The organism is Lentzea sp. NBRC 102530, assembly GCF_030269365.1.
Lineage (GTDB): Bacteria > Actinomycetota > Actinomycetes > Mycobacteriales > Pseudonocardiaceae > Lentzea.
On record NZ_BSTF01000008.1, the window covers coordinates 22428 to 49199 of the forward strand.

General features: G+C 69.6%; 30 protein-coding genes and 1 riboswitch. Of the genes, 15 read left to right on the forward strand and 15 right to left on the reverse strand.

What is annotated here, in order from left to right; translation table 11 throughout:
• Positions 1-208: 208 nt before the first annotated feature.
• Positions 209-1027 carry an esterase/lipase family protein gene (locus QSK25_RS21965; protein ID WP_285640789.1) on the forward strand — a complete coding sequence of 273 codons (819 nt, stop codon included), beginning with the start codon at positions 209-211 and terminating at the stop codon, positions 1025-1027.
• Here QSK25_RS21965 and QSK25_RS21970 read toward each other — a convergent pair.
• The gene (locus QSK25_RS21970; protein ID WP_285640791.1) at positions 1024-1941 is read right to left on the reverse strand and encodes a hypothetical protein; all 918 of its coding nucleotides are present in this window, start codon (positions 1939-1941) and stop codon (positions 1024-1026) included. The genes QSK25_RS21965 and QSK25_RS21970 overlap by 4 nt on opposite strands.
• An 11-nt stretch (positions 1942-1952) precedes the next feature.
• Positions 1953-2924: a DUF2332 family protein gene (locus tag QSK25_RS21975; protein ID WP_285640793.1), complete on the reverse strand. Its 972-nt coding sequence runs from the start codon at positions 2922-2924 to the stop codon at positions 1953-1955.
• 104 nt (positions 2925-3028) lie between these two features.
• Here QSK25_RS21975 and QSK25_RS21980 point away from each other — a divergent pair, with 104 nt between their 5' ends.
• Both QSK25_RS21980 and QSK25_RS21985 read left to right on the forward strand, forming a co-directional pair.
• Complete coding sequence (locus QSK25_RS21980) at positions 3029-3787, forward strand: enoyl-CoA hydratase/isomerase family protein (RefSeq protein WP_285640794.1); 759 nt, start codon at positions 3029-3031, stop codon at positions 3785-3787.
• 12 nt (positions 3788-3799) lie between these two features.
• Entirely contained in the window at positions 3800-5074 is a 1275-nt protein-coding gene (locus QSK25_RS21985) for a pentapeptide repeat-containing protein (RefSeq protein WP_285640795.1), read from the forward strand.
• Between the two features lie 18 nt (positions 5075-5092).
• On the opposite strand, the gene QSK25_RS21990 is transcribed toward QSK25_RS21985, so the two are convergent.
• The 8 genes from QSK25_RS21990 to trxA form a co-directional block, all read right to left on the reverse strand.
• The gene (locus tag QSK25_RS21990) at positions 5093-5692 is read right to left on the reverse strand and encodes an MBL fold metallo-hydrolase (protein ID WP_285640797.1); all 600 of its coding nucleotides are present in this window, start codon (positions 5690-5692) and stop codon (positions 5093-5095) included.
• Positions 5692-6780, reverse strand: a complete 1089-nt coding sequence (locus QSK25_RS21995) for an S-(hydroxymethyl)mycothiol dehydrogenase (RefSeq protein WP_285640798.1) — start codon at positions 6778-6780, stop codon at positions 5692-5694. The genes QSK25_RS21990 and QSK25_RS21995 overlap by 1 nt, the downstream gene beginning before the upstream one ends.
• A 13-nt stretch (positions 6781-6793) precedes the next feature.
• Positions 6794-7312, reverse strand: coding sequence for a VOC family protein (locus tag QSK25_RS22000; protein WP_285640799.1), 519 nt, complete (start codon positions 7310-7312; stop codon positions 6794-6796).
• Between the two features lie 39 nt (positions 7313-7351).
• The gene (locus QSK25_RS22005) at positions 7352-8191 is read right to left on the reverse strand and encodes a chorismate transformation FkbO/Hyg5 family protein (protein ID WP_285640800.1); all 840 of its coding nucleotides are present in this window, start codon (positions 8189-8191) and stop codon (positions 7352-7354) included.
• Positions 8192-8266: 75 nt separating this feature from the next.
• The gene (locus QSK25_RS22010) at positions 8267-8536 is read right to left on the reverse strand and encodes a DUF4235 domain-containing protein (protein ID WP_090101560.1); all 270 of its coding nucleotides are present in this window, start codon (positions 8534-8536) and stop codon (positions 8267-8269) included.
• Positions 8533-8919 carry a DUF3618 domain-containing protein gene (locus tag QSK25_RS22015; protein WP_285640803.1) on the reverse strand — a complete coding sequence of 129 codons (387 nt, stop codon included), beginning with the start codon at positions 8917-8919 and terminating at the stop codon, positions 8533-8535. The genes QSK25_RS22010 and QSK25_RS22015 overlap by 4 nt, the downstream gene beginning before the upstream one ends.
• Positions 8916-9305, reverse strand: coding sequence for a phage holin family protein (locus QSK25_RS22020; RefSeq protein WP_285640804.1), 390 nt, complete (start codon positions 9303-9305; stop codon positions 8916-8918). Before QSK25_RS22020 ends, QSK25_RS22015 begins: the two co-directional genes overlap by 4 nt.
• Before the next feature lie 33 nt (positions 9306-9338).
• Entirely contained in the window at positions 9339-9719 is a 381-nt protein-coding gene (gene trxA / locus QSK25_RS22025) for a thioredoxin (protein WP_285640806.1), read from the reverse strand.
• A 97-nt stretch (positions 9720-9816) separates the two neighbouring features.
• On the opposite strand from trxA, the gene QSK25_RS22030 reads away from it, so the two are divergent.
• The 6 genes from QSK25_RS22030 to QSK25_RS22055 all read left to right on the forward strand — a co-directional run bounded on the left by QSK25_RS22030 (position 9817) and on the right by QSK25_RS22055 (position 16249).
• Positions 9817-10911: a HEAT repeat domain-containing protein gene (locus tag QSK25_RS22030; RefSeq protein ID WP_285640808.1), complete on the forward strand. Its 1095-nt coding sequence runs from the start codon at positions 9817-9819 to the stop codon at positions 10909-10911.
• Positions 10912-11133: 222 nt separating this feature from the next.
• Positions 11134-12036, forward strand: a complete 903-nt coding sequence (locus QSK25_RS22035; RefSeq protein ID WP_285640810.1) for an ABC transporter substrate-binding protein — start codon at positions 11134-11136, stop codon at positions 12034-12036.
• Positions 12026-12832, forward strand: a complete 807-nt coding sequence (locus tag QSK25_RS22040) for an amino acid ABC transporter permease (protein ID WP_285640812.1) — start codon at positions 12026-12028, stop codon at positions 12830-12832. Before QSK25_RS22035 ends, QSK25_RS22040 begins: the two co-directional genes overlap by 11 nt.
• Positions 12819-13577, forward strand: a complete 759-nt coding sequence (locus QSK25_RS22045; protein ID WP_502881882.1) for an amino acid ABC transporter ATP-binding protein — start codon at positions 12819-12821, stop codon at positions 13575-13577. Before QSK25_RS22040 ends, QSK25_RS22045 begins: the two co-directional genes overlap by 14 nt.
• Position 13578: 1 nt before the next feature.
• Complete coding sequence (locus QSK25_RS22050; RefSeq protein ID WP_285640817.1) at positions 13579-15243, forward strand: aminotransferase class V-fold PLP-dependent enzyme; 1665 nt, start codon at positions 13579-13581, stop codon at positions 15241-15243.
• A gap of 16 nt (positions 15244-15259) precedes the next feature.
• Entirely contained in the window at positions 15260-16249 is a 990-nt protein-coding gene (locus tag QSK25_RS22055) for a hypothetical protein (RefSeq protein ID WP_285640819.1), read from the forward strand.
• Here the strand turns inward: QSK25_RS22055 and QSK25_RS22060 are convergent.
• Both QSK25_RS22060 and QSK25_RS22065 read right to left on the reverse strand, forming a co-directional pair.
• Complete coding sequence (locus QSK25_RS22060; protein WP_285640821.1) at positions 16233-16418, reverse strand: DUF397 domain-containing protein; 186 nt, start codon at positions 16416-16418, stop codon at positions 16233-16235. The two genes, QSK25_RS22055 and QSK25_RS22060, sit on opposite strands and share 17 nt — an antisense overlap.
• Positions 16393-17232, reverse strand: a complete 840-nt coding sequence (locus QSK25_RS22065; RefSeq protein WP_285640824.1) for a helix-turn-helix domain-containing protein — start codon at positions 17230-17232, stop codon at positions 16393-16395. Before QSK25_RS22065 ends, QSK25_RS22060 begins: the two co-directional genes overlap by 26 nt.
• Positions 17233-17496: 264 nt before the next feature.
• Between QSK25_RS22065 and QSK25_RS22070 the strand changes: the two genes are divergently transcribed.
• The 6 genes from QSK25_RS22070 to QSK25_RS22095 are packed head-to-tail and all read left to right on the forward strand — an operon-like array spanning position 17497 to position 23487.
• Positions 17497-19932 carry a pectate lyase-like domain-containing protein gene (locus QSK25_RS22070; protein WP_502881888.1) on the forward strand — a complete coding sequence of 812 codons (2436 nt, stop codon included), beginning with the start codon at positions 17497-17499 and terminating at the stop codon, positions 19930-19932.
• 51 nt (positions 19933-19983) lie between these two features.
• Positions 19984-20454 (forward strand): hypothetical protein, encoded by a 471-nt coding sequence (locus QSK25_RS22075; RefSeq protein ID WP_285640827.1) that lies wholly within the window; start codon positions 19984-19986, stop codon positions 20452-20454.
• A 37-nt stretch (positions 20455-20491) separates the two neighbouring features.
• Positions 20492-20881, forward strand: a complete 390-nt coding sequence (locus QSK25_RS22080) for a TIGR03618 family F420-dependent PPOX class oxidoreductase (protein ID WP_285640828.1) — start codon at positions 20492-20494, stop codon at positions 20879-20881.
• On the forward strand, positions 20862-22007 hold the full coding sequence (cbiE, locus tag QSK25_RS22085; protein WP_285640829.1) for a precorrin-6y C5,15-methyltransferase (decarboxylating) subunit CbiE: 1146 nt from the start codon (positions 20862-20864) through the stop codon (positions 22005-22007). The genes QSK25_RS22080 and cbiE overlap by 20 nt, the downstream gene beginning before the upstream one ends.
• A complete protein-coding gene (cobM, locus tag QSK25_RS22090) occupies positions 22004-22744 on the forward strand; it encodes a precorrin-4 C(11)-methyltransferase (protein ID WP_285640831.1) in 741 nt (246 codons plus the stop codon). Before cbiE ends, cobM begins: the two co-directional genes overlap by 4 nt.
• Positions 22741-23487 carry a cobalt-precorrin-6A reductase gene (locus QSK25_RS22095; protein WP_285640832.1) on the forward strand — a complete coding sequence of 249 codons (747 nt, stop codon included), beginning with the start codon at positions 22741-22743 and terminating at the stop codon, positions 23485-23487. Before cobM ends, QSK25_RS22095 begins: the two co-directional genes overlap by 4 nt.
• On the opposite strand, the gene QSK25_RS22100 is transcribed toward QSK25_RS22095, so the two are convergent.
• The 3 genes from QSK25_RS22100 to QSK25_RS22110 are packed head-to-tail and all read right to left on the reverse strand — an operon-like array spanning position 23459 to position 26594.
• Positions 23459-24925 carry a precorrin-2 C(20)-methyltransferase gene (locus QSK25_RS22100; RefSeq protein WP_285640835.1) on the reverse strand — a complete coding sequence of 489 codons (1467 nt, stop codon included), beginning with the start codon at positions 24923-24925 and terminating at the stop codon, positions 23459-23461. The two genes, QSK25_RS22095 and QSK25_RS22100, sit on opposite strands and share 29 nt — an antisense overlap.
• A complete protein-coding gene (locus QSK25_RS22105) occupies positions 24922-25542 on the reverse strand; it encodes a precorrin-8X methylmutase (protein ID WP_285640837.1) in 621 nt (206 codons plus the stop codon). Before QSK25_RS22105 ends, QSK25_RS22100 begins: the two co-directional genes overlap by 4 nt.
• Positions 25539-26594, reverse strand: coding sequence for a ferredoxin-like domain-containing protein (locus tag QSK25_RS22110; protein ID WP_285640839.1), 1056 nt, complete (start codon positions 26592-26594; stop codon positions 25539-25541). Before QSK25_RS22110 ends, QSK25_RS22105 begins: the two co-directional genes overlap by 4 nt.
• 8 nt (positions 26595-26602) lie before the next feature.
• Positions 26603-26737, forward strand: a riboswitch (cobalamin riboswitch).
• The last annotated feature ends 35 nt before the right edge of the window (positions 26738-26772 follow it).

Genomic DNA, 26772 nt, shown 5'->3' on the forward strand with positions numbered 1-26772 from the left:
AAAGAGTAGAGCAGCACTGCGTCTCAATCGACGTCCATGCAGGTGAGAGGCACTGCACAGCTGTGAGGTTGCCAACGCGTTACCTGCACGTGGCGAATCGAGACTCGAAAGTACTGGCCAAAAGATCGTTCAGGAAACATCATGGACTCACTGGGCAGCGCCGCCCAGGGGCGCCGGCTCGGGGTTGTCGACGTGTGGGGAGGCTCGTATGTCCGCCGTACCTTCGGACGAAGTCTTCGATGTTCCTGCTGCCTCTCCCCTCCAGCTCGTCAGAGGCTCCGCACCCGGTCTGTTCTGGTACCTGACCGAACCCACCCGCTGCGCGCTCGACGTCAGCGAGTTCGTGGCCACCAGGTCGATGCTGCGCGGTGCTCCGTCGGGTGACGGCCACCCGGTCCTCGTCTTCCCCGGCCTCGGCGCCGCCGACTCGTCGACGGTGATGCTGCGCCGTTTCCTGACCGGCCTGGGCTATCGGGTGAACCCGTGGGGCCTCGGCCGCAACATCGGGCCGACGCGCAAGGCCGTGGACGGCATGCACGCGTTGGTGAAGAAGGTCTCCGACGAGTGCGGCAAACCGGTGTCCATTGTGGGCTGGTCGCTCGGCGGGATCTTCGCGCGCGAGATGGCGCGCGACCACCCGCACCGCGTCCGTCAGGTGATCACGATGGGCTCGCCGTACAACATGTGCGATCCCGTGCAGTCGCGGGCGATGCCGGCGTTCGCGTTGTTCTCGCGCCTGCACATCCCGAAGGACGAGTTCCCGCCGCCGGAGTCGACCCGGCCGCCGATCCCGGTGCCCGCCACGTCGATCTACTCCAAGACCGACGGCATCGTGTCGTGGGAGTCGTGCGTCGAGGAACCGGGACCGCGCCGGGAGAACGTCCAGGTGTCGTCGTCACACCTGGGCTACGGCTTCAACTCCAGCGTGCTGTGGGTGGTGGCGGACCGCTTGGCGCAGGCGGAGGGCACGTGGGCACCCTTCGCCGCGCCTCCCGGCATGCAGCGCCTGTACCCGCGCGCCGCTTAGCGGAACGCGTTGCGCGTGTAGGTCAGGCTGAAGCTGCCCTTGTTCGCGAAGTACCGGTCGATCACGGCGGCCGGGTCCGTGGCCAGGTAGCCGCGGTAGATCGGGCCGTCGTTCTGGTCGTCCCAGCCCCACGGCGCGTGCGCGGCGTTGTCCTTGCCGTTGTCGCCGCGGAACGTGCCGAACGACGCGAACGTCTCCGTGTTGTTGCGGCGTGCCCACATGCCGTTGGCGTCGAGGATGTTCACGAGCCGGTAGCCGACACTGCGGTCGTTGCCGCTCGACGGCACCTCGCCGGTGGCGGCGGGCACGTAGACCACGCCGTCGCCGCCGGGGAACTCGGCGCCGTTCCAGCGGTACAGGCCGTGGCCCTTGGCCTCCTGGAACGTGGTGGGGCGGCCGCCCGTGAGCAGCAGCGTGCCGTCGACGGTCTCGCTGCCGCCGGTGTACGGCGACCCGGCGGGGGTGTAGGAGTAGAAGTCGCTGTGCGCCACCGTGACCGCGGCTTCGAGCCTGCCGAACGACGCGTCCTTGCGGACGGCGAGCAGGACGCCCTCCAGGTCGTTCTCGTGGGTGCGGGTGCCGAACGGGTCGGGCTGGTCGTCCCAGTCGCGCGGGTGGTAGAAGCCGTAGACGAGGAACCAGTGCGTCGAGGTCTCCGTGACGCTGTAGTAGGCGGCGCCGGTGAGCTTGGCGAGCTGGGGCTGGTTCTCCCAGTTGTTCAGCGTGTTCCAGTCGCCGTCGAAGTCCACAGTGGACAGGTAGTCGGCGTCGTGGTCCGAGGAGTCGGTGTCCTGGTGGTGGACCGGCGCCCAGTGGAACGCGAGGTCGTGGTCCGACACGGCAGCGTTCGCCGGGGTGGTCAGGGCCGTGGTGAAGAGAGCGACGGCCAGCAGGGAGGCGCGAATCGTTTTCACGACGGCGCACGTTAGCTGTAGATGGTGACCGTCAGGCGGGGGTTCGAGCGAAAGTCCGTCGACTCGTAGGCGACGCGCGCGAGTGGCATCGAGCCGGCGGCCGCGGTCAGCGTCGTCTCGATCTCGTTGCGCTCGTCCTCGGTGAGGTAGGCCCAGAACGAGCTGTGCCAGATCACCGTGTACGTGTCGCGCTCGTCGGGCGGCACGAGGTTCTCCCGCAGCCACCGGCCGGCGGGGGAGCGCGCCACCTTCACACCCACCTTCGCCGCGAGTTCGACGGCGTCGTCGAGGTCCCAGCGCAGCGCGTCGTGCTCGGGCGGGATGAACGACTGCAGGATCATCGCGTGCTTGGGGTCGGCCGGGTCGCGCGGCTGCAGGTCGCAGCCCGCCCGGTCGACGATCTCCAGCTCGGGTGGCGGCTGCGGCCCGACGGCGGCCAGGCGCACCGGCGAGTCCTTGTCGCCCCACTCCCAGCCGAGGCCGAACCAGCGGTAGTGGTCGAGGATGAGGTTCAGCCCGGCGCACGCGCCGAGTTCGAGCAGCCTGACCTTCTGCGCGCCGATCATCGTGAGGCCCCTGAGCAGGAACCCGGCCGTCTTGGGCTGGTGCTGCTGCACGGTCCGGTCGAGCGCCGCGAGGATCTCACCCGCGTTCTCGACGATCGCCCGCCGCGCCGCGAGCCACGCGAGCAACGCCGTCGAGTCCGACTCCCCGGCCATCGCCGCCGCGTGCGCGCTGGCGAACCGCTGGCTGAGCTCAGGAGCCTTGCCCGACAGCATCAGCAGCCGCACGCCCGCGAGCGCCTGGATGCCGAACAACGGGCTGTGCACGGCGCTGTGCGAGCACAGCAGGTCCGCCACCGGCCCGCCCCGGTCGAGCTCGCTCGCCAGCTCGGAGAGGATGCGCGCGGACACCGGCGCACTGGTGCGCAGGCGCACCGCGAGCGTGCGCAGCGTCGAAGCCCCGATGGCGGCCGCGGTCACGTGCCCTCCCCTTGCTCGGCAAGCGACTTTACAAGGGCGTGAACGCATTCCTACCCATATGTGACCTCGCGTGCCGCGAGCTACCGGTGGGTATCGTGCGGCGGGTGAGCGAGTTCCTGGAACTGACGGCGGCCGGACCGGTCGCGACGTTGACGATCAACCGCCCGGCCAAGCGCAACGCCATGTCCTACGACATGTGGTCCGCGCTGCCCGGCCTGATGGCGCGCGTCGCCGCCGACGACGACGTCCGCGTGCTGGTCATCCGGGGTGGCGAGCACTTCTCCGCCGGCGCCGACATCGCCGAGTTCGGGTCGTTGAGGCGCGGCCCGGAAGGCGCCGCCCACTACGGCGAGGCCGTCCACCAGGGCGAGCGCGCCATCTCCCAGTTGGGCAAACCCACGATCGCGGCGGTCTCCGGGTTCTGCGTCGGCGGGGGCTGTGAGATCGCTCTCGCGTGCGACCTCCGGGTGGCCTCGGCCGACGCCCGGTTCGGCATCACGCCCGCGAAGCTCGGCATCGTCTACAACTTCACCTCGACCAAAGCGCTGGTGGACGCGGTGGGCCCGGCCTGGGCGAAGCAGATCCTGTTCTCGGCCGACCTGATCGACTCGGCCACGGCGTTGCGGATCGGCCTGGTGAACGAGGTCGTCGAGGCGCTGGACGCCCGCGTGAAGGAGCTGTCCGAGCAGATCGCTGGGCGTGCGCAGGTGTCGGTGCGGGGCGCCAAGAAGATCATCAACTCGATCACGGACGGCGGCCACGAGGACGACTTCGTGCGCGCCCTGTACGCGGAGGCCGCCTCCAGCGCCGACTACGCCGAGGGCGTGACGGCGTTCCTGGAGAAGCGTCCTCCGCGGTTCTAATAAGGTCGGGGAGTGATCTCTCCGCTCCCGCAGCCGACCCGGCGCGAGCCGCTGCGACCGATGCCGCGCAAGGTGATCGCTCTGGTGGCGGCGGGGATCGCGGTGGTCACCGCGGGCGTCGTCGTCTGGCTGTGGTGGGCGGGTACGGCGGGATTGTCGGGCAAGGACCTGGTCACGGCGCGGCTGGACGCGCTGCGGACGGGACTGAGCATCGGGATCGGTGGAGGTGGCGTCTTCGCGCTGTACCTGGCGTGGAGGCGGCAGCACGCGACCGAGGTCGGTCTGGTGCAGAAGGAACGCGACCAGGAGGACGTGGCCCGCGCCTACCAGCTCCAGCAGGAGGTCGCCGAGCACAACCGCGTGCACGCGGAACGTGTGGCTGAGGCGACGGAGAAGGACGCGGCCGACCGCCGGGTGACCGAGCTGTACACCAAAGCCAGTGAGCAGCTCGGGTCCGACAAGGCCCCGGTGCGCCTGGCGGGGATCTTCGCCCTGGAACGCCTGGCCCAGGACAACGTCGAGCACCGGCAGACGATCGTCAGCCTGCTGTGCGCGTACCTGAGGATGCCGTACCTGCCGCCGGGCGACGCGAAGGACTCCGAGCACCGCGAACGCGTCCAGGAACGGGAGGTGCGGCTCACCGCCCAGCACGTGCTCGCGACCCACCTGCGGCCTGAGGCCGGTGCCGCGTGCTGGGGTGAGGCGCTCAAGCTGAACCTGAACGGTGCCACCCTGCTGGCAGCGGACTTCGCCCGGTGCCACTTCGGCGAGACCACCTTCGACCAAGCGGTGTTCGTGGACGAAGCGGACTTCACGGGGACCACGTTCGCGGAGCGGGCGTCATTCGCCCGAACTGTGTTCCAGGAGCGGGTGTTCTTCAGGAACGCGGTTTTCCACAAGGCGAGCTTCAGGAGCTGCAAGTTCGAGGGGGTTGCGGACTTCTCGGATGCGACGTTCCGCAAGGTGGCCGTGGAGCGCCGTCGTGTGTATCCAGGAGACACGTTCAGCGGTGCCGTTTTCCACTACGCCGCGCACTTCCCCAACGTGACTTTCGGCAACGGCGTCGACTTTAGTTACGTAAAAGCTCACTACAGCATTCAGTTCGACGGAGCGCTTTTCGAGGATCTGACGACGTTCGAGGATGTCAGTGGTGAGGTCGAATGCGAAGGCCACTACCGCGCCTTGGGGCCGACGAGGTACCAGGCAGACCACCAGGTCTTCGCCTCGTCCTGGCCCGACCACTGGGTGGTCGGGCCGGACGGCGTGATCACACATCGCGCCGAGTGAGGCCTCGGCACGCAGTTCCTAGAACACCTCGGCGGCGATCGTGGTGTCCGGGCCGTGGCCCGTGTGCACCACCGTGTCGCCGGGCAGCGTCAGCAGCTTCTCCCTGATCGACGCCTCGATCGTCGGCCGGTCCGAGAACGACCGGCCGGTGGCCCCCGGCCCGCCCTGGAACAGCGTGTCACCGGTGAACACCGCGCCCAGCGACGGCACGTAGAAGCACACCGCGCCCGGCGAGTGCCCCGGCGTGTGCAGCACGTGGATCTCCTCGCCGGCGACGGTGAGCACCTGGCCGTCCTCCAGCGCCTGGTGCGGGAGGACGCCGGTGTGCGTCAGGTTCCACACCACGTGGTCGGCCTGGTGCAGCGCGAGAGGCGCGTTCGTCGCGTGCGCCAGGTCCGGGGCGACCCGGACGTGGTCGTCGTGGGCGTGGGTCAGCAGGATCGCGACCACGCGGCGGCCGTCGACCGCCTTGAGGATCGCGTCCACGTCGTGCGGGGCGTCGATGACGACGCATTCCGACGAGTCGCCGACGACCCAGACGTTGTTGTCGACGTCGAAGGTCTCGCCGTCGAGCGAGAACGTGCCGGAGGTGACGGTGTGGTCGACGCGCAACGCCATCAGAACACCACCACCGAGCGCAGCACGTCGCCGTGGTGCATCTTCTCGAAGGCGCCCTCGACGCCGTCGAGCGGGATCTCCTCGGTGACGAACGCGTCCAGGTCGAAGCGGCCCTGCTGGTACAGGTCCACCAGCATGGGGAAGTCGCGCGACGGCAGGCAGTCGCCGTACCACGAGGACTTGAGCGATCCGCCGCGCGAGAAGAAGTCGATCAGCGGCATCTCCAGTCGCATGTCCGGCGTCGGAACACCCACCAGGACAACGGTTCCGGCGAGGTCGCGGGCGTAGAACGCCTGCTTCCACGTCTCCGGGCGGCCGACCGCGTCGATCACGACGTCCGCGCCGAACGAGTCCGTCAGGTCCTGGATCGCCGTGACGACGTCGTCGACCTCACGGGCGTTGATCGTGTGCGTGGCGCCGAAACCCTTGGCCCACTCCAGCTTCCGCGGGTCGGTGTCCACGGCGATGATCTTCGCGGCGCCGGCGATGCGCGCGCCCGCGATGGCGCCGTCACCGACACCGCCGCAACCGATCACGGCCACCGAGTCACCGCGGCCGACGCCACCGGTGTTCACCGCGGCGCCGACACCGGCCATCACACCGCAGCCCAGCAGGCCGACCGCCGCGGCCCGCGCGGACGGGTCGACCTTCGTGCACTGTCCGGAGTGGACGAGCGTCTTCTCCGCGAACGCGCCGATGCCCAGCGCGGGCGAGAGCTTCGTGCCGTCCACCAGCGTCATCGGCTGCGAGGCGTTGAACGTCGAGAAGCAGTACCAGGGCTTGCCACGACGACAGGCGCGGCACGTGCCGCAGACCGCCCGCCAGTTCAGCACGACGAAGTCGCCGGGCTCCAGGTCCGTGACACCGGCGCCCACGGACTCCACGACACCCGCGGCCTCGTGACCCAGCAGGAACGGGAACTCGTCGTTGATGCCGCCCTCGCGGTAGTGCAGGTCGGTGTGGCAGACGCCGCACGCCTGGATCTTCACCACGGCCTCGCCGGGGCCGGGATCGGGCACCAGCACCGAGGTGAGCTCGACGGGTTGACCTTTGCCCCGGGCGACGATGCCCTTGACCTCTTGCGCCACTGCGACTCCGTCCTCAGTTGATCAGCGTCGTGCCTTCGAACTCGCCGAGAACTTCCCGGTAGAACTCAATCCCTACACCGTTGGGGTCGCGGATGTACAGGCTGTCCTCGACGCCGCGGTCGGGGCCCAGGTACTCGATCCCCGCCTCGTCCAGCTTGGACTTGATCTCGTCGAACCGCTCGGGCGAGGTCGAGAGGGCCAGGTGCTGAACGGCGCCGATCGTCTCGGAGAACGCCGGGTGGTCGTGGCCCGGGAAGTCGAAGAACCCCAGCAGGTTCTTCGCGCCCAGGTCGAAGAAGAAGTGGCTGGAGCCGTTGTAGTCGCGGTTCTCCACGAGCTCGACCAACGGGAAGCCGAGGAACTCCTGGTAGAACTTGATCGTCTCCTCGACGTCCTTGCAGATCAACGCGATGTGGTGAACCCCGCGCGTCGGCGAGCCGCCCCGTTCGGCGAGCGGCTTGACGTACCGTTCGCGCAGTTCGTCGCGCTTGGCGCGGATGGCGGCGAGCTCTTCACCCTCTGGCTGTGGCATGGGGCTCAGAGTAGTTGAGGGTTCAAAGATCCGCAGGCCTCAGCCCGCGACCCCTTCGAACTCCGTCGCGTGGTCGTCGCCGAGCAGCGTGGCCTGCACGAACGCCACGCTCGTCCCGGCGGCCAGACGGGGGTCGCGCTCGGCCCGGGGTTGCCGGGAGTAGGCCTTCAGCGACGTCACGTCGGACAGTCCGAATCCGTCGTCGATACCCCACTGCGCGAGGGTGCGCGCGCTCATCAACTCCGCCGCGTCGTCCAGCGACCGCGCCGTGAAGTACAGCCGTCCGTGCGTGTAGACGCCGCGCGCGCCGCCGGTCGAGATGATCGTGACGGGCTCGCCGGTGCGGCAGGCGAGGAAGTGGAACGCGATGCCGCCGCCGCGCGAGCCCACGACCGTGGCCGCCGTCAGGCCGCTCCACGTCACCGGGCGCCGCGCGAACGCCTCGGCCTGGCCGAGCAGGAACTCGCGGTAGACTCGCGGGCTGAGGTCCTGCACGTAGTTCCACATCCGGAAGACGTGGTGGTAGCCGAGCTCGGCGGCCACTTCGAGCGCCGCCCGGAACGCGAGCCGGCCCGCGTAGGTGTGCTCGTCGCACGGCGGGATCCGGCCCGCGCAGAACAGGTACTCGCCGTCGTGCGCGTACGCGATCGCCTTGTGCTCCCCGGATTCGACGCCGTGCGCGCTCGTCCACACCTCTGCGAACCCGTCGCGCTCGTCCGCGAGGTGCACGGTCAGTTCCGGGTGGCCGTCCTTCACCGCCGGGTTGAAGGACGTGCCGGCGAAGCGCACGACGCCGAGCCGGTGCCGCTGACCGTCCGCGATCGCGCCGAGCGGCTCGAACGTCGAAGAAAGCGCACGGGCCCGCAGTCGACGAGTCATCACTGGCCTTTCCCGGGAGACCGGGTCAGGCTATTCGCCGCGGATGCGGTCGTGAACCACCGCGTCTCGTTTCGCTCAATCTTCCTCGTCGCCGGGCCATTCTCCGGTGAGCTTCTGGAAACCCTTGGCGCCACCGCGGTCGATCGCGGCCTTGACCAGGCCGAAGATGGCTCCCTGCAACGCCGCTGCCAGCAGCACCTCGGTCCACGCGCGGTTGCGCATGGTGGCGCTCGGCGCTTCTTTGTCGCCCGCGACGAGTTTCCAGATCTGGCCGAAGATGGCGGTCGCGAGGAACCCGCCGAGAGCGCCGAACAACATTCCCAGGGGTCGGTACAGGAGTTTCATCGGTTCCTCCGGGAAATCGCCCAGATCGCGAGGACCAGCGCGATCAGCGCGGCCGCGATCGCACCGGGGTGGCGGCGTGCCTTCTCGACCTGCTCGGCCACGGGGTCGGGCAGCGAGTCGATCGCGTGGTTCGTCGCCGCGGTGGCCGAGTCGATCGCCTTGTTCGTCGCCGCGGTGGCGGACCCGATCGCGTTCGCCGTCGCCGTGGAGACCGAGTCGATCGCGTCGTTGGTGGCGGCGGTGACCTTGAGCTTGGTCTCCTGCGCCTGCTCCTTCACGCGGGAGGGCACGTCCACCTTGTGCGCCAACGCTTCCACGGTCTCGCCGAGCTCACGCCGGGTCCGTTCGACCTCCGCCTGCAGCTGCTTCTTCTCGTCGCTCATCGGTGCGCGCTCTCCTTGATCGTCGCGATGTCCTGCTGGACGTTGTCCATCGCCTGCCGCGGCACGGGCGGGGCCGCCTGCTTGACCTGTCCCTTGCCGACGAGCGCGAACACGCCCGCGAACAGCAGAAGGGCGGCCGCGACGATCAACGCGGCCGCCCAGGGCGGAACTACGAGGGCCAGCAACAGGATCAGGCCGGCGACGACGCTCAGCCCACCCCACCACGCGAACACGCCGGCCGCGCCGAACATCCCGGCGCCGACACCGGCGTGCTTGCCCTTGTCCTTCAGCTCGGCGACGGCGAGACGGATCTCATCGCGCGCGAGCGTGCTCACCTGCTCGGACAGCTGGCGCACCAGCTGCGCGGTCGACGTGTCGCTGTTCATGCACGTCATGTACCCACACGGGCGTTGGACCAATCAGCCCTGCTGGGCCTGGGCCTCCGCCACCTTGGCGCGCACGTCGTCCATGTCCACGTTCCGCGCCTGCTGGATCAGGTCGTCCAGGGCCGGCGCGGGCAGCGCACCGGGCTGCGAGAACAGCACGACGCCCTCGCGCACGATCATCAACGTCGGGATCGACCGGATGCCGAACGTGGCCGCGAGCTCCTGCTGCGCCTCCGTGTCGACCTTGCCGAACACGACGTCCTCGTTCTTGTCCGAAGCGGCCTCGTACGTGGGCCCGAACGCGCGGCACGGACCGCACCACTCGGCCCAGAAGTCGACCAGGACGATGCCGGAGCCCTCGGAGCCGCCGACCACCTCGTCGAAGTTCTCCTTGGTCAGCTCGACCGTCGCCATGTTGGTCCTCCTCGTTCGCTGGGGGCTCCTCGTCCAACGAAGCCGGTGCCCCCGGAATTCCCAGCGTGCGCCCGGTCACGCCTGAAAGGATCACGCCGTGCGCACTGCCGAAGAGATCTTGCGGGACACCCGCTGGGACGAGCTCGCCCACGCCTACGGCTCCGCCGCGGACGCCCCCGAGCCGTTGCTGGACCTGCTCAGCGAGAACGAGGAGGCGGCCGGCAACGCTCTCGGTTACCTCGACGCGGCCGTGCTGCACCAGGGGTCGGTGTACTCGGCCACCGCGCCCGCCGCCGAGTACGTGGCCGCGATCCTCGACGACCCGCGCCTGAGCCTGCCGTGTGAGAGCGCGCTGCCGTGGGACGACCGCGAGCGCCCGCTGCGTGCCGCCCTGCTGGAGTGGCTGGGGGAGTTCGCGGACTCCGTCACCTTCGACCCGGACTCGTACGAGTTCGAGGTCGACCCGGAGGAACTCGAGGAGGAGGCGGAGGCCCTGACGGCCGGCCGCGCGCTCCTGCCCGAGTTGTTCGAGCGGGTCGCGCCGTTCCTGGACGACGCCGACCCCGCCGTGCGCCGGGCCGCGACCGGTGCCGTGGCCAACCTGCTGAGCGCGGAGGAGCTCGCTGCTCATCGGGCCGGGGTCGCCGAACGGCTGCTGCGCGCGGTGCGGGACGCGTCTCCGCTGGACCGGGCCGGTATCGCGCTGACCCTGGGTGGCTGGGGCGTGCCGGTGCTGCTCGACGACGAGCACCCCGGCGTGCGGGCGTACGCGGCCGTTGTCGCCGCCTACGACGACGATCCCGCCGCTCTCGCCGAAGTGCGCACGGCGTTGCGCGACCCGGCGGCGGCGGATGACCTGCTGGAGGACACACCTCCGCAGCTCGGCATGAAGTTGCGGTTCCACCTTGTCGCGGCACTGCTGCGGCGCACCGCCACGTTCGACGAGATCGAGGCGGAGGCCGTCGCCATCGCGCGGATGACCAACGCCTACATCGTCGACAACGACTGGGGACCGCTGCTGGTCAGGGCGTTCCCCGACGGTCCCGCCGCCGCGCTCACCGCGGCCCAGCACCGGTTCCTCGGCGCGCTCGTGGCCAACGACGGGTGCTGGGGCAAGATCGGCAACCGGGACTCGTGGCTGCGGAAAGCCGGCCTGCCGACCGGACGGGACGCGCTGGGGGCGCTCTTGTAGCTGGGGGCGGCCGTACCGAGCGTCAGGACCGCAGCGCGCGTTCCGGCCAAGATGAGCGCAGAGTGTCCCGCAGCCAGCGCTCTCAACTTTTTGTGGAGGTCTTCAACAGTCTGTTTGCGCAGTTCAGGCACGGTATTCGGCGTCGGCGCCGCCTGACTGTCGCAAATGGCTGCTTCAACTTTTTGTGGACGGCTTCAACTCGGCGTTGTACGGTTCCCGGCCATGAAGCCGCGCCTGCTCGTGACCTCGCTGCTCGTACTGGGGCTCGCTGCCTGCGGGTCCACGTCTGAGTCGACTCAGACGTCCACCCCGCCGTCGTCCGACCTGTCGTCGGTCCAGAAGGACGACAAGCTCGCCGCGCTGCTGCCGCCCGAGATCGCGTCGGCCGGCACGTTGAAGGTCGGGTCGAACATCCAGAACCCGCCGAACAACTTCTACGACCAGGACGGCAAGACCCCGATGGGGTCCGAGGTCGACCTGATCAAGGCGATCGCCGCCAAGCTCGGGCTCAAGGCCGAGCACAGCGACATGGCGTTCAGCTCGCTGATCACGAGCCTCGAGACCGGCCGCGTCGACGTGACGATGGCGGCGATGAACGACACCGCCGAGCGTCAGCAGAAGATCGACTTCGTCGACTACTTCACCTCCGGCATCACGATCATGGTGCAGAAGGGGAACCCGCAGGGCGTCAAGGGCCCGGACGACCTGTGCGGCAAGGGCATCGCGGTGAACCTGGGCAGCTCGCAGGAGCAGTTCGGCAAGGAGCAGAGCGCCAAGTGCGTCGCCGCGGGCAAGCCCGAGGTGCAGCTCAGCGTCACCGACAGCGACACCGGCAACCAGAACCAGCTGCGCACCGGCCGCGTCGCCGCGATCCTCAACGACCTGCCGACCGCCGTGTACGTCGCGAAGACCGCGGGTGACGGCGAGTACTTCGAGGTCGTGCCGCTCGCGCCGATCAACGGTGGCCCGTACGGCATCGGCGTCGCGAAGAAGAACGCCAAGCTCTCCGAGGCGATCAAGGGCGCGCTGCAGGCCCTGATCGACGACGGCACCTACGAGAAGATCGTCACCACCTGGGACATCAAGCAGGGTGCGATCACGAAGGCCCAGATCAATGGCAAGTGAGGAACTGGTGGTCGTGCCGCTGCGCCACCCCTGGCGGTGGGTCAGCGGCGCGGTCATCCTGCTGGTGATCGCGGCTCTGGGCTGGGCGATGGCCGAGGCCCAGATCCAGTGGGAGGACGTGCCGGGGTTCTTCACGCACCCCGTGATGCTCGAAGGCCTGCTCAACACGATCGTGCTCGCCCTCGCCGCACAGGGCGGCGCGATCGTCCTCGGCGTCGTGATCGCGTTGATGCGGCTGTCGGCGAACCCCGTCGCGCGGTGGTTCGCGGTCGGCTACATCTGGCTGTTCCGCGGCCTGCCTGTGCTGCTGCAGATCCTGATCTGGTTCAACCTCGCGCTGATCTTCAAGAACATCAGCATCCCGATGCTGTTCTCCGTGCCCACCAACGTGGTCATGACGGCGTTCGTCGCGGCGCTGCTCGGCCTGGGGCTCAACGAGAGCGCCTACATGGCCGAGATCGTCCGCGCGGGCCTGAGCAGCGTGGACGAGGGGCAGACCGAGGCGGCCAAGTCGATCGGCATGACGCCGCTGACGACGTTGCGCCGGGTCGTGCTGCCGCAGGCCATGCGGGTGATCATCCCGCCCACGGGCAACAACTTCATCAACATGATCAAGGGCACCTCGATGGCGTCGGTGATCGCCTTCCTGGAGCTCATCCACGCCGCGAACAACATCTCGTCGCGGAACCTGGAGATCATGGAAACCCTGTTCGCCGCCGCGGCCTGGTACCTCGTGATGGTGTCCCTCGCGTCGATCGGGCAGCACTACCTGGAGCGTGCTTATGGCCCTCGTTGAGGCTGTTGGGGTCCGCAAGTCGTTCGGGCACACCGAGGTGCTGCGCGGCATCGACCTGGAGGTCGAGCGGGGCGAGGTCGTGTGCCTGCTCGGGCCGTCCGGCGCGGGCAAGTCGACGTTCCTGCGGTGCGTGAACCACCTGGAGACCATCGACGCCGGCCGCATCTGGGTCGACGGCGTGCCGGTCGGGTTCCGCGCGTCCGGTGGCAAGCTCTACGAACTGCGGGAGAAGGACGTCGCGGCGCAGCGCCGGGACGTCGGCATGGTGTTCCAGCGGTTCAACCTGTTCCCGCACCGCACGGCGCTGGAGAACATCATGGAGGGCCCGGTCCAGGTGCTCGGGCGCGGCCGCGCGGAGGTGCGCGCGGAGGCGTCGGAGCTGCTGGAACGGGTGGGGCTGGCCGAGAAGGCCGGTGCGTACCCGGCCCAGTTGTCGGGCGGTCAGCAGCAACGTGTTGCGATCGCGCGTGCGCTGGCGATGAAGCCCAAGCTGATGCTGTTCGACGAGCCCACGTCCGCGCTGGACCCGGAGCTGGTCGGCGAGGTGCTCGACGTGATGACCTCGCTCGCCCGTGACGGCATGACGATGATCGTGGTCACTCACGAGATCGGCTTCGCCCGCTCGGTCGCCGACCGCGTGGTGTTCCTCGTCGACGGAGCGGTGGTGGAGACCGGTACCCCGGCCGACGTCCTGGACAATCCGCAGCAGCCGCGCACGCAACAGTTCCTCGCAAAGGTGCTCTGAGTTGATCGACGCCTCGTACCTCTCGCAGTTCCGCGAACCGGAGGGGTATCTCGACTTCGCCCGCTTCGGCCCGCCCTCCCTGCCGGTGGTCACCGCGACCGCCCGGCTGATGGAGCAGGCCTCGCTCGCCGGGCCGTCCACCGTGGACACCCTGATGCGCGAGGAACAACGGGTGAAGGCGGCCGTGGCCCGCCTGTGCCGCACGGACACCGACCACGTGGCCCTCGTGCCGAACACGTCGACCGGCCTCTTCCAGGCCGCCTTCGGCCTGTCCGGCACGGTCATGTACTCGGCGGCGGAGTTCCCGTCCAACACCTACCCGTGGGTGCGGGCGGGCCTGCCGTCGGTCGTGCTCGACGGCCCGGTGCACCCGGCCGCGGTGTCGGTCGGCCTGACACCGGAGGTGTCGGCGCTGTCGGTGTCCGCTGTGGACTTCCGCACCGGCTACCGCGCGGACCTGGCCGCGTTGCGCGAGGTGGTGGGCGACCGCCTGCTGATCGTGGACGGCATCCAGGGCTTCGGCGTGGTCGACGAACCGTGGGAGGTCGCCGACGTGCTCGTGGTCGGCGGCCAGAAGTGGCTGCGCGCGGGCTGGAGCACCGGTTTCGTCGTGCTGTCGGACCGTGCGCTGGAACGGATGTCGCCCGTGCTGTCGGGCTGGACGGGCGCGCTCGACGCGGGCCTGTTCGACGACTCCGTGCACGACGCGGCCCCGGACGCGGCCTCGTGGAACATCACGAACCTCTCGCCGGTCGTCTCCGGCGCGTTCGCCGAAGCGCTGGAACTCGTCGAACTGGCCGGGGTTTCCTCTTTGGACGCGGCGGTCAGCGAGATCGTCGGCGAGGTCGAGGAGATCGTGCTGGCGGCCGGCGGCACGATCGTGTCGGCCCGCGAGCGCCGGGCCGGCATCCTCGCCTTCACCATGCCCGAGGCCGCCTCGGTGGTGGGGGAGGCGTTGAACGCCTTCGGTGTCACCGCCACGGTGCGTCCCGAGCACGTGCGGCTGTCCCCGCACGCCACCACCTCGCGCGGCACGTTGGAACGGGTGCGCGCGGCGCTGAAGTCGTTGTCCGGCACGGCGTCCTCGCCGATCCCGGCCGCGCTCTCGGCTCTGGTGCCCACGATCGACAGCCTCGCCTCGGCGCTGGGCCCGGACACCGAGGTCGTCGTGCACGACCTGTCGCGGTTGCCGAACTCGATCATCGCCATCGCGGGTTCGCTGACCGGCCGCCAGGTGGGCGGCCCGATGACGGACCTGTTGCTGGGTTTGGTGAGGCGTGGCACCACCACCGACATGCCCGGCTACGAGACCTACGCCCCGGACGGCCGCGCGATCTGGTCCTCCACCACGTTCGTCCGCGACGCGGCGGGCGTGGCCGTGGGATGCCTGTGCGTCAACAAACTCGCGGCCCACGAGGCGTCCGGTCCGGTCGAGTCGTTCCCGCAGGACGTGGACACGCTGCAACGCGTCCTGGTCGAGAAGGCGATCGCCGACGTCGGCGTGCCGGTCGAGCTGATGAAAAAGGTGCACAAGTCCCAGGTCGTCCGGGTGCTGGACGAGGCGGGCTACTTCCTCATCCGCGACTCGGTGGACGCCCTGGCGGCCGACCTCGAGGTCACCCGCTACACGATCTACAACTACCTCAACGAGAACCGGGGCACCTGAGCCTAGGATCGGCGCCATGGTCCGCACCACGCCGCCACGCCCGTTCGACATCGCGGCGCTCATCCCCGGCCTGGCCCCGCTCGCGCGTGTTGCCGTGCGACTGCACCCCAGGCCGGGGGAGCCGACCGCCGCCGACAGCTCGATCGGCGGCCCGCTGCTGTGGCCGGCGGACGAGGCTTGGCCGACGTGTCCTGAGCACGCCGGCCCGGTGCTCGAAGGCGCTTCCATCCCAGATGTGTTGGAGCGGCGGCGGATTCTCGCCGAGGCGTGGGCACGTCCGCGTCCGCCCGGTCAGAACCTGTTGACAGAGCAGGAGAAGATCGTCGTCGACCGGGTGGACGACGGTTCGGAGATCACGGTGGACGGCCCGCTGCCGATGGTGCCGGTCGCCCAGCTGTACGCGCGCGACGTCCCCGGCCTGCCCAGTCCGGGCGGCGCGGACCTGTTGCAGGTGCTGTGGTGCCCGTTCGACCACGAGGACGAGGGCTACGTCCCCACCACCGCACTGCGCTGGCGCGTCGCCGCCGACGTGACCGACCCGCTCGTTGAGGCGCCGTTGCCCGCCGCCGTGGAGGAGCACTACCTGCCGCAGCCGTGCGTGCTGCACCCGGAGGAGGTCCTCGAGCACCCGGCGCCGCACTGCTTGCCGCCCGACCTGGCCGCGCTGGTCAGCGAGTGGGAGGACGGGAAACACGGGGCGTACCAGCACAACCTGGCGGTGGCCGCCGGCACCAAGGCCGGTGGCCACGGGCCGTGGAGCTTCTCCGACCCGTTCCCGATGTCCTGCCCCGACTGCGGGGCCGACGTCGCGCCGCTGCTCACCCTCGCCAGCTCGGAGTGGGACGGCGGGGGCAGCTGGCGGCCGGTCGAGGACGCGGAGGGCGAGCACCCGCCGTTCCCGCTGCTGAACGAGCCGACGGAGCTGATGATCGGGCGCGGCTACAACCTGCAGTTCTACGCCTGCACCGCCGACGCCGCGCACCGCCACGTCACGAACATGCAGTAGCCAGCCGGATCAGGCTTTGCCAGGCGGGAACCGAGAACGCGAGCACGTCGCCGCCCGCGTTCTTCGAGTCCCGGACGAGGGCTTCGTGGGCCAGCGACACTTCGACGCACTCACCGTGTTCGGTGCCGTTGCTGTAGCTGCTCCTACGCCAGGTGCGGTCCTGAGTCATCGAAGTCCTCTCGCGGTCGGCTGACGTACTCCGCCAGCTTGCTCCGCGATTGTTCCGCACTCAAGGCGACCTGATCCAGACGGTCGAAGAGCAGCCGGGTGCGCGCGATCGCCCCAGGGTCTTGCACGAACACGTTGGTGAGGTCGGATTCGCTGAAGGCGATGGGGCGTGCTTTCTCGTACTCCCAGAGAACACAACCAGATGCCGCTAGGGGCGCGTCCGCGGACACGATCCGGATGGTGTGAGTGTCGAACAGGAGCCGGGCGTACTGGTCCTCCATGATCGCGCTGCTACCGACCTGGAGCTGCAAGGCGTGCTCATGGACGTAGAACAAGCAAGTCGGTCGATCGTGTCGGCGAAGGATCGTCTGGCGACCGGTGCGGAACTCGACAAGAGCCGGAATACGTGACTCGGTCACCTGGCCGCTCATCCGAAAGAGGCCGTCGGCATACTCCGGGGTCTGGGCCAGGCCCGGTATGGACAGCGGGGAGTAGCTGGTGATCGCAATCGCGGTGGCCTCCGCCATCGCGACCGTACGCAGTTCGTCGGACACCTGCACGATGTACTCCTCGAAGGCGTACTGGTAGCGGCGCCGGAAGTCGTTGATGAAGTCGATGTCCTTGCCGCACATGGACAAGTACTGGATGAGGTCGACCTCGCTGGCTCGCGCCCGGCCGTTCTCGACCGTGGAGACCTTGCTCGGGTCCCACCCCAGCCTTTCGGCCATCTTGTTGCCGTTCAGTCCCATGCAGGTCTCGCGGAGGCGGCGCAGCTCGTCGCCGAGGTCTCGGCTGTACGCGGTGGATGCAGTCATATGCCGACGCTATGGCTTGAACTGCCTACAATCAGGTGCTCGTTCGGGTGAAAACGGTTCCGGGGCCGGGATCGCGTGCCACTAGAGCGTTCGGGCTTTCTCGAAACTTACGTCTTCCCTCACCGTCATCTCGGCTTTACCGTTCCAGGTGTGAGAGCGCTCTCAAAGGTGAGATGGCGGCGGGGACTAGCCGCCGCAGCGATTGCCCTGTCGTCATTGGCGACGGTCCAGGCCGCCCACGCGGCCGAGGACTACACGCAGAACGTGACCGCGATCGACGCGACTCAGGCCCGGATCAACTTCACGCCGACGACCCCTGCCAACTACGTCGACGTGCACTACCTGATCCCGGGTACTCCGCAGCAGAACTTCCGCATGACCAACAACGCCGGGACCTGGCAGAAGACCGTCGGGTCGCTGTCGGCCGGCACGGTCATCGACTACTGGTTCACCTACGAGAAGAGCGGTCCGCAGTACGACACGCCGCACTTCAGCTACACCCACCAGGGTGCGGCGCAGCCGGTCGCGACGCCGACGTTCAGCCCGCCGGGTGGTACCTACTCGACGGCGCAGACGGTGACGATCTCGACCAGCACGTCCGGTGCGACGATCCGCTACACCACGGACGGCTCCACGCCGACGACGAGCAGCCCGGTCTACAGCGGGCCGATCTCGGTGACCGGCAACAGGACCATCAACGCCATCGGCATCAAGTCCGGCCAGCCGAACTCGGCGGTGGGCAGCGCGTCGTACGTGATCGGCACTCCGGTCGCCACGCCGACGTTCAGCCCTCCCGGTGGTGCCTACGCCTCCGCGCAGACGGTGACCATCTCGACGAGCACGTCCGGCGCGACCATCCGGTACACAGTGGACGGTTCGACGCCGACCGGCAGCTCTCCGGTGTACAGCGGGCCGATCTCCGTGTCCAGCAACAGGACCGTGCAGGCGATCGGCATCAAGTCCGGGCTCGCGAACTCGGCCGTGGCCAGCGCGACCTACACGATCGGGACGCAGCAGGGGTGTCTGCAGTCCGACACCCCGAACTTCGGGCCCAACACCCGGATCTTCGACCCGAGCATGTCGGCGACGAGCATCCAGACGCAGCTCGACATCGACTTCAACAACCAGAAGGACACGATCACCGCGCAGATGGCGCCGCGCCGGGTCGCGCACCTGTTCAAGCCCGGCACCTACAGCGGCATCCACGACGACGTCGGTTACTACACCTCGGTGTCCGGGCTCGGCAAGAACCCCGGGGACGTCGTGATCAACGGTGACATCACCGTGGACGCGTTCAACGAGTCCGACAAGGGCGTGGCGCTGCAGAACTTCTGGCGCTCCGCCGAGAACATGGCCGTGGTCCCCAGCAACGGCACCAACCGCTGGGCCGTCGCGCAGGCCGCGCCGTTCCGCCGCATGGACGTCCGCGGCAACCTGGCGCTCTACCCGGCCAGCTACGGCTTCGCGTCCGGCGGCTACACGGCCGACACCCGCGTCTCCGGCCAGACCGCGTCGGTCTCGCAGCAGCAGTGGTACACGCGCGATTCCAACTACGGCAGCTGGAACGGCGGCGTGTGGAACATGGTGTTCTCCGGAACGCCCGGCGCACCGGCCACCACGTTCCCGAACCCGCCGTCGACCAACCTGGCGACGACGCCGATCTCGCGCGACGTGCCGTACCTCTACTTCGAGAACGGCAAGTACCGGGTGTTCCTGCCCTCGTTGCGCACCAACGCCTCCGGCGCGTCGTGGATCAACGGCGGCACGCCCGGCTCGTCCCTCCCGATGAGCGACTTCTACGTCGTGAAGTCCGGTGACACGGCCGCCACGATCAACGCGGCGCTGGGCAACGGCTGCAACCTGTTCTTCACGCCCGGCATCTACAACGTCAACCAGACGATCAACATCACGCGGCCCAACACCGTCGTGCTGGGCATCGGCTACGCGACGATCGTGCCGCAGAACGGCGTCACGGCCATGCAGGTCGCGGACGTCGACGGCGTGCGGATCAAGGGCATCCTGTTCGACGCCGGCACCACCCTGTCGCAGTCGCTGCTGACCGTCGGCCCCGCCGGCTCGTCGGCCTCGCACGCGTCCAACCCGACCACGCTGCAGGACGTGTTCTTCCGCGTCGGCGGCGCGATCGCGGGCAAGGCGACGAACAGCCTCGTGATCAACAGCCACAACACGATCATCGACCACACCTGGATCTGGCGCGCCGACCACGGCAACGCCGGCACCTGGGGCTGGGACGAGGCCATCGGTGACACCGGCCTGGTCGTGAACGGCAACGACGTGCTGGCCACGGGCCTGTTCGTCGAGCACTACCAGAAGTACCAGGTCATCTGGAACGGCAACGGCGGGCGGACCATCTTCTTCCAGAACGAGATGCCGTACGACGTGCCCAACCAGGCGTCCTGGATGGCGCCCAACGGCGTGACGGGCTACGCGGCCTACAAGGTCGCGGACAGCGTCACGTCGCACGAGGCATGGGGGCTGGGCAGCTACTGCTTCTTCAACGTCAACCCGTCGGTGCGGGCCGAGAACGCGTTCGAGGTGCCCAACCGGTCCGGGGTGAGGATGCACAACCTGCTCACCGTGTCGCTCAACTACCAGGGCACGATCTCCCACGTGATCAACGGCGTGGGCGGGGTGACACCGCCGGGCACTGTGCCGGTGAACGTCGTCAACTACCCGTAGAGCACGGAGAACAGGGCCCGTCACCCCGGTGGCGGGCCCTGTTCTCGTCCGGTGGGCAAGACGACGACGTTCTCGGTGGACGACCAGGGCTTCTGGCTGCTGGACGACGCGTTCGAGGTCTGGCTCTGCTACCTGGTCGACGCCGCCGAACGGATCGAGGCTGATCCCTGGGCCGCTGAGCTCGCCGAGGGCTGGAGGAGCCTCCGGCACTGCCCCCACCTGGGCGATTTCTACCGCGACCTGACCGATCCGCAGAGGCGGCTGCTGATCGCCGTCTGCGCCGACGCCCGGCGGCACGCCGTCGAGGGCGGTGACGTGCCACGTGATTTCACGCGAACGGGAAAGGACCACGTCGAGGCCGTCCGGGTGCTGGAGGTCGCGGACGGGTGCCTCGAGCTGCTGTCCGGAACCTTCCCGCCGGACCCGCCGGGTGGTGCGTGGTTCCTCGGCACCGGCGGGGGCTGGGCCGTCATGCCGGTCAGCACCAGCGCGCTGGCCAGGCCGCGGTTCGCCGACTTCTGAGGGCCTGATTTCGTCCGGCGGCCGCCGCATTGCGATGATGCGTGCCATGTCGATCGAGCGCGGCCCCGAGTTCACCGAGTTCTGGACCGAGCGGCACCTGTGCACGCTGTCCACCGTCCGTCTCGACGGGACTCCGCACGTGGTGCCGGTCGGCGTCACGCTCGACGCCGAGGCCGGGATCGCGCGGATCATCACGTCCGGCGCGTCGTGGAAGGTCAAGCACGTCAGCGAGGCGGGCTACGCCGCTGTGTGCCAGGTGGACGGTCGGCGTTGGTCCACGCTGGAGGGTCCGGCGGTCGTGCGCGACGACGTGGAATCCGTGCGCGACGCCGAACGGCGGTACGCGTTGCGCTACAAGAAGCCCCGGGTCAACCCGGAGCGCGTCGTCATCGAGATCCAGGTGAAGCGTGTCACCGGCACCGTCTGACGTCGTGGTCGTCGGCATCGGCGCCGACGGCTGGGACGGGCTTTCCCCTGCGGCCCAGCAGGCTGTTTCCCGCTCACGTGTGCTCATGGGGTCGCAGCGGCAACTCGACCTGGTGCCGGGGGAGTTCGAGCGGGTGGCCTGGCCGTCGCCGCTGGTACCGGCGTTGCCCGGACTTTTCGAAACTTTCCGGGACGTGTGCGTGCTCGCGTCGGGTGACCCGATGTTCCACGGCATCGGGACCACCTTGGTGCGGCTGCTGGGTGAACGCGTCACGGTGATCCCGCATCCGTCCTCTGTGTCCCTCGCCTGCGCGCGGCTCGGGTGGGCGTTGAACGAGGTCGAGGTCGTGTCGCTGGTGGCCCGTTCGGCCGACCTGCTACGCCCCGTGTTGACGCCGGGACGGCGCGTGCTCGTGCTCGGCGGTGACCCGGAGACCGTTGCGGCGCTTGCCGGACCGATCATCGTGCTCGAACAGCTAGGTGGTGCCGCCGAGCGGGTTTACCCTTGGTCCGGGCAGGACTCGGACCCTCTGTGCGTGATCGCGATCGAGTACGGCGGAAGCGCTCTCCCGCGGGTTCCCGGACTGCCTGATGACGTGTACGAATCCGATGGCCAGCTGACGAAGCGAGAGGTGCGGGCTATTTCGCTGTCGAGATTGGCGCCGCTGCCCGGGCAGCTGCTGTGGGACGTCGGGTCCGGGTCGGGCTCGATCGCGATCGAGTGGGCGCGCACGCACCCGACGTGCCGCGTCATCGCCGTCGAGCAGTCGGCCGAACGCGCAGAGCGAATCGGCCGTAACGCTGCGTCTCTGGGCGTGCCGGGGGTGGAGGTCCACATCGGACGGGCGCCGGACGCGTTGCAGGGCTTGGAGAAGCCCGACGCGATCTTCGTCGGCGGCGGCGTGACGGTGCCCGGCGTCCTCCAGGCCTGCTGGGACGCCCTGGCCTCCGGCGGTCGTTTGGTGGTGAACGCCGTGACGCTCGAGTCCGAGGCCGTCGTGGCGCAGTGGTACGCGAAGCTCGGCGGCGACCTGGTGCGGATCGCGGTGAACCGCGGGTCGGCGGTCGGCGGTTTCACCGGCTGGCGGCCGCACATGCCCGTGACCACGTGGAGCGTCGTCAAGTGACCGTGCACTTCATCGGCGCCGGACCAGGCGCCGCCGATCTCATCACCGTGCGCGGGCAGTCGTTGATCGCCTCGTCGCCGGTGTGCCTGTACGCGGGCGCGCTGGTCCCGGTGGAACTGCTGGACTTCTGCCCGCCGGGCGCGCGGAAGGTCGACACGGCAGAGCTGACCCTGGACGAGATCGTCGCCGAACTGGTCGCGGCCGCCGAGGCCGGGCTCGACGTGGCCAGGCTGCACTCCGGCGATCCGTCGGTGTTCAGCGCGATGGCCGAGCAGATGCGCCGGCTGGACGCGCTGGGCATCGCGTACGACGTGACGCCGGGGGTGCCCGCGTTCGCCGCCGCTGCCGCCTCGCTGCAACGGGAGCTCACCGTGCCCGGCGTGGGGCAGACGGTGATCCTGACCCGCACCTCGCAGCGCGCCACGCCGATGCCCGAGGGGGAGGACCTGGACACGCTGGGTCGCAGCCACGCGACCCTGGTGCTGCACCTGGCGGTGCAGCGGATCGCCGACGTGGTGGCGGAGCTGGTGCCGAACTACGGCCTGGACTGCCCGGTCGCGGTCGTGGCCTACGCGTCGCGCGCGGACGAGGTGGTGCTGCGCGGGACGTTGGACGACATCGCGGCGCAGGTCGCGGCCGCCGGGATCAAGCGGACCGCGGTGATCATCGTGGGACGGACGCTGGGGGCGACGCAGTTCCCGGACAGCCACCTGTACTCGGCCACGCGCGTTCGATGATCCTGATCCTCGGCGGCACGGGGGAAGCGCGGGACCTCGCGCGCAGGCTGGCCGCGGCCTCGTCGAACGCGGGCGCGTCCACCACCCCGCGCTGCCGGGTGGTCTCGTCCCTGGCAGGGCGGGTCAGCAATCCCGCTCTCCCCGCCGGCGAAGTCCGCGTGGGCGGCTTCGGCGGGCCGGACGGCTTGGCGCAGTGGTTGCGGGACAACGACGTCAGGGCCGTGGTCGACGCGACGCACCCGTTCGCGCGGCAGATCACCGCCAACGCTGTCGAGGCCTGCCACCGGGTCGGCGTGCCGTTGCTGGTGCTGCGGCGGCCCGGGTTCGAGGCCCGGCCCGGCTGGCTGTGGGTGGACGGCGTGGCCGAGGCGGCACGGTCGTTGCCCGGCGAGCGGGTGTTCCTCACGACCGGGCGGCAGGACCTGGCGGAGTTCGCCGGCTGCCCGCAGTGGTTCCTCGCGCGGATGGTCGAACCACCGGAACCCCCGCTGCCGCAACGGATCGAGGTGCTGCTTTCGCGCGGACCGTTCACAGTGGACGGTGAGCTGGGGCTGATGCGATCACGTGAGATCGACGTGCTGGTCACCAAGGACAGCGGCGGGCCGATGACCTCGGCCAAGCTCGACGCCGCCGAGCTGCTCGGGATTCCGGTCGTGGTCGTGCGGAGGCCACCGCTCCCACCCGTGGAAACGGTGACCTCCGTCGACGCCGCGGTCAGCTGGTTGGGTACCGCCGGGGCGTGAAGACCACGCCCTGCTCGGTCACGACCGTCTGGGACGAACCGATGATCAGCAGGCAGCGCATGTCGATCGTGGCCGGGTCGAGGGCGCCGAGCGTGAGGACGCGGATCTCCTCTTCCGGGCCGCCGACGTCCCGTCCGACGACGACCGGGGTCTCCGGCGCGCGGTGTCGCAGCAGCAGGTCGCGCATGTCCGCCACCTGGTGCGTGCGGGCCTTGGACGCCGGGTTGTAGATCGCGATCACCAGGTCGGCCTTCGCGGTGGCTTCGAGGCGTTCGGCGATGACGTTCCACGGCTTGAGCCGGTCGCTCAGCGAGATCACCGCGTAGTCGTGGCCGAGCGGCGCGCCCGCCTTGGCCGCCACGGCGTTCGCGGCCGTGACGCCGGGCAGCACGCGCACCGGCACGTCACCGGTCTCCGCCGCCACCTCGAGGACCGCGGTGGCCATCGCGAAGACGCCGGGGTCACCCGAGGAGATCACCGCGACCCGTGCGCCCTTGCGCGCGAGGTCGAGCGCGAACGCGGCACGTTCGGACTCGACCTGGTTGTGCGACGAGTGCTTCTTCTGGCCGGGACGCTGCGGGACGCGGTCGAGGTAGGTGCTGTAGCCGACCAGTTCGTCGGCGGCCTCGACCTCCTGGCGGGCCTCCGGGGTGAGCCACGCGCGGTCGCCCGGCCCGAGGCCGATGACGACGACCTCGCCCTTCGGCTTCGCGGGCTTCGACCGGCTCGGCAGCACGGCGATCGAGAAGTACGGGACGTCGGCGGGGTCGACGTCGGCCAGCGGCGCCATCTTCTGCCGGGCGGTCGTCGCGCGTTCGACGTACCAGGCGCCGTCGAGCCTGCCGGACGCCTCGAGCGCGTCCCGGACGTTGCCGAAGGTGCGGCCCAGCTTGAGGATCGCGGCGCAGTCGGTGTCGGCGAGCCGGCTCGCGAGCTCGGCCGGGGGCAGCGTGCCGGGCAGGATCGTGAGCACCTCGTCGCGTTCGACGAGCGGCGTGCCGAGCACCGCGCTGGCCCCGCTCACCGACGTGACGCCGGGGACGACCTCCCACTCGTAACGGTCCTTGAGGCGCTTGTGCATGTGCATGTAGGAGCCGTAGAAGAACGGGTCCCCGGCGGCCAGCACGACGACCGTGCGTCCCGCGTCGAGGTGCGCGGCCAGCGTGGCGGCGGCCTCCTCGTAGAAGGAGTCGATCTCGCCCTGGTAGTCGTCGGTGTCCTCGGTGGTGACCGGGTAGACGAGCTGTTCCAGGATCTGCGGATTCGGATCGTCTTGGCCGCGGAAGTAGGGCGCCGCAATGGTTTTCGCGACGCTCCGGCCGTGGCGGGCGCTGTGGAACGCCACCACGTCGGCCTCGCGGATGAGCCGCGCGGCCTTGACCGTCAGGAGTTCCGGGTCACCCGGACCCAGGCCGACGCCGTAAAGTTTGCCCGTCACTCTTCCTCGCTCGCGATCGCGTTGATGGCCGCCGCCGTCATGGCACTGCCGCCGCGCCGCCCGCGCACCACGAGGTGCTCGAGATCCGTTGCGGCCAAAGCTTCCTTGGACTCCGCGGCCCCGATGAACCCGACCGGGATGCCGAGGACCGCGGCCGGGCGCGGTGCCCCGGCGGCGATCAGGTCGAGGAGGTGGAACAACGCCGTGGGCGCGTTGCCGATCGCGATCACCGCACCGTCGAACCTGTCCCGCAGGAGTTCGAGCGCGGCGGCACTGCGCGTGTTGCCGATGGCCTGCGCGAGTTCCGGCGTGCGCGGATCCTGCAGGAAGCAGAGGACTTCGTTGTCGCGCGGCAGCCGGCGGCGCGTCACCCCGGACGCCACCATGTTGGCGTCGCACAGGATCGGCGCGCCTGCCAGCAACGCTCGACGGGCGTCGCGCACGACGTTCGGCGAGAACGCCACGTCGGCGGGCAGGTCGGTCATGCCGCACGCGTGGATCATGCGGACGACGACCCGCGCCACGTCGTCGGGGAACCCGGTGAGGTCCGACTCCGCGCGGATGGTGGCGAAGGACTGGCGGTAGATCTCCGCCCCGTCCTTGATGTACTGCGTCAACGGATCTCCTCGTAGCCGTCGCCGGTCGCGACGAACTCGATCACATCGCCCGCCGGGCGGCCGCAGCGGCGGGCACAACCCGACCAGTGCACGGCGCCCGGACTGTCGGACCTGCTCCCTGGAATCGAAATTGGGGGTACCCGGCCTGGCCCGTGTGTGTGGTGGGGCATATCGAGCCAAGCGCGCACATCGGCCCGGACGTCGGAGAGCGACTTCGCGCAGCCGGGGCGTCCGGTGCAGGCGCTCACGCCGTGCCAGGGGGAGCGCGGGTCGGTGATGAGGCCGGACGTGTCGGTGCCGGCGGGCACGACCAGGCTGCGCCACGGGGTCAGCCGCAGCGCGACACCGGGGAGTTGCGTGGCGTCGAGGCGGCCGAGCGGGACGCCCGGCGTCAACGGTGAAGGTGCGACAGGGGTCACAGCGGGGGTGATCCGCGGGGCGTCGGAAGTGCCGAAGTGAGCGGTGATCTTTCGCACACCGTCGTCCACTTCGGACAGGCGCCAGGCCGTGCCGCGCAGCCGCTGGAAGAGGCGGGCGGCGGACAGGACGGCGTCGACCGGGTCGGTGACGCGGACGCCGGTGTCCTGGCCAGCGAGAAGCAGGGCGAACGTGCCGGACGGCTCGCTGACCAGCCCGAAGTCGCCGCCCAGCCCGCTCACCGCGGCACCGGCCGTCAGCAGGAAGCGCCCCGGCAGATCCGCCAGCGAAGCGTCTCCGCACAGCGCCGCGTCGATCTCGTCGACCAGCCCCTGGTTGTCCTCCAGCGGCGCCGCGATGATGTTGCGCATCCGCTCGTGCGTCGCCGACGGCAGCAGCCCCGCCGCGGCCAGCCGCGCACCCAGCTCCACGCCGTCCGCCAGGCCTCTGATCTGGAGGTTCGCCCGCGAGGTCAGCTCGATCGACCCCGAACCGAGCTCCGCGGCGGCACCCCGCACGACGTCCCACTGGGCAGCGGAGAGCGTGCCACCCGGCACCCGGATGCGCGCCAGCCCGCCGTCGGCCGCCTGGTGCAGCTCGACGGCGCCGGGGCAGGCATCCGGGTGACTACGCATAGGTCGGACTGTAACCCGCCGGTTAGGGTGAGCCCGAACGACGAAGCGCAGGAGGAAGCCGGTGTGAATCCGGCGCGGTCCCGCCACTGTGACCAGCCGAACCGGCTGGGAGTCAGGAACTCTGCTTCGCCAGTCACCCGCAACCTGGGGCGAGGACCCCACGAGGGATGGAGCCCGC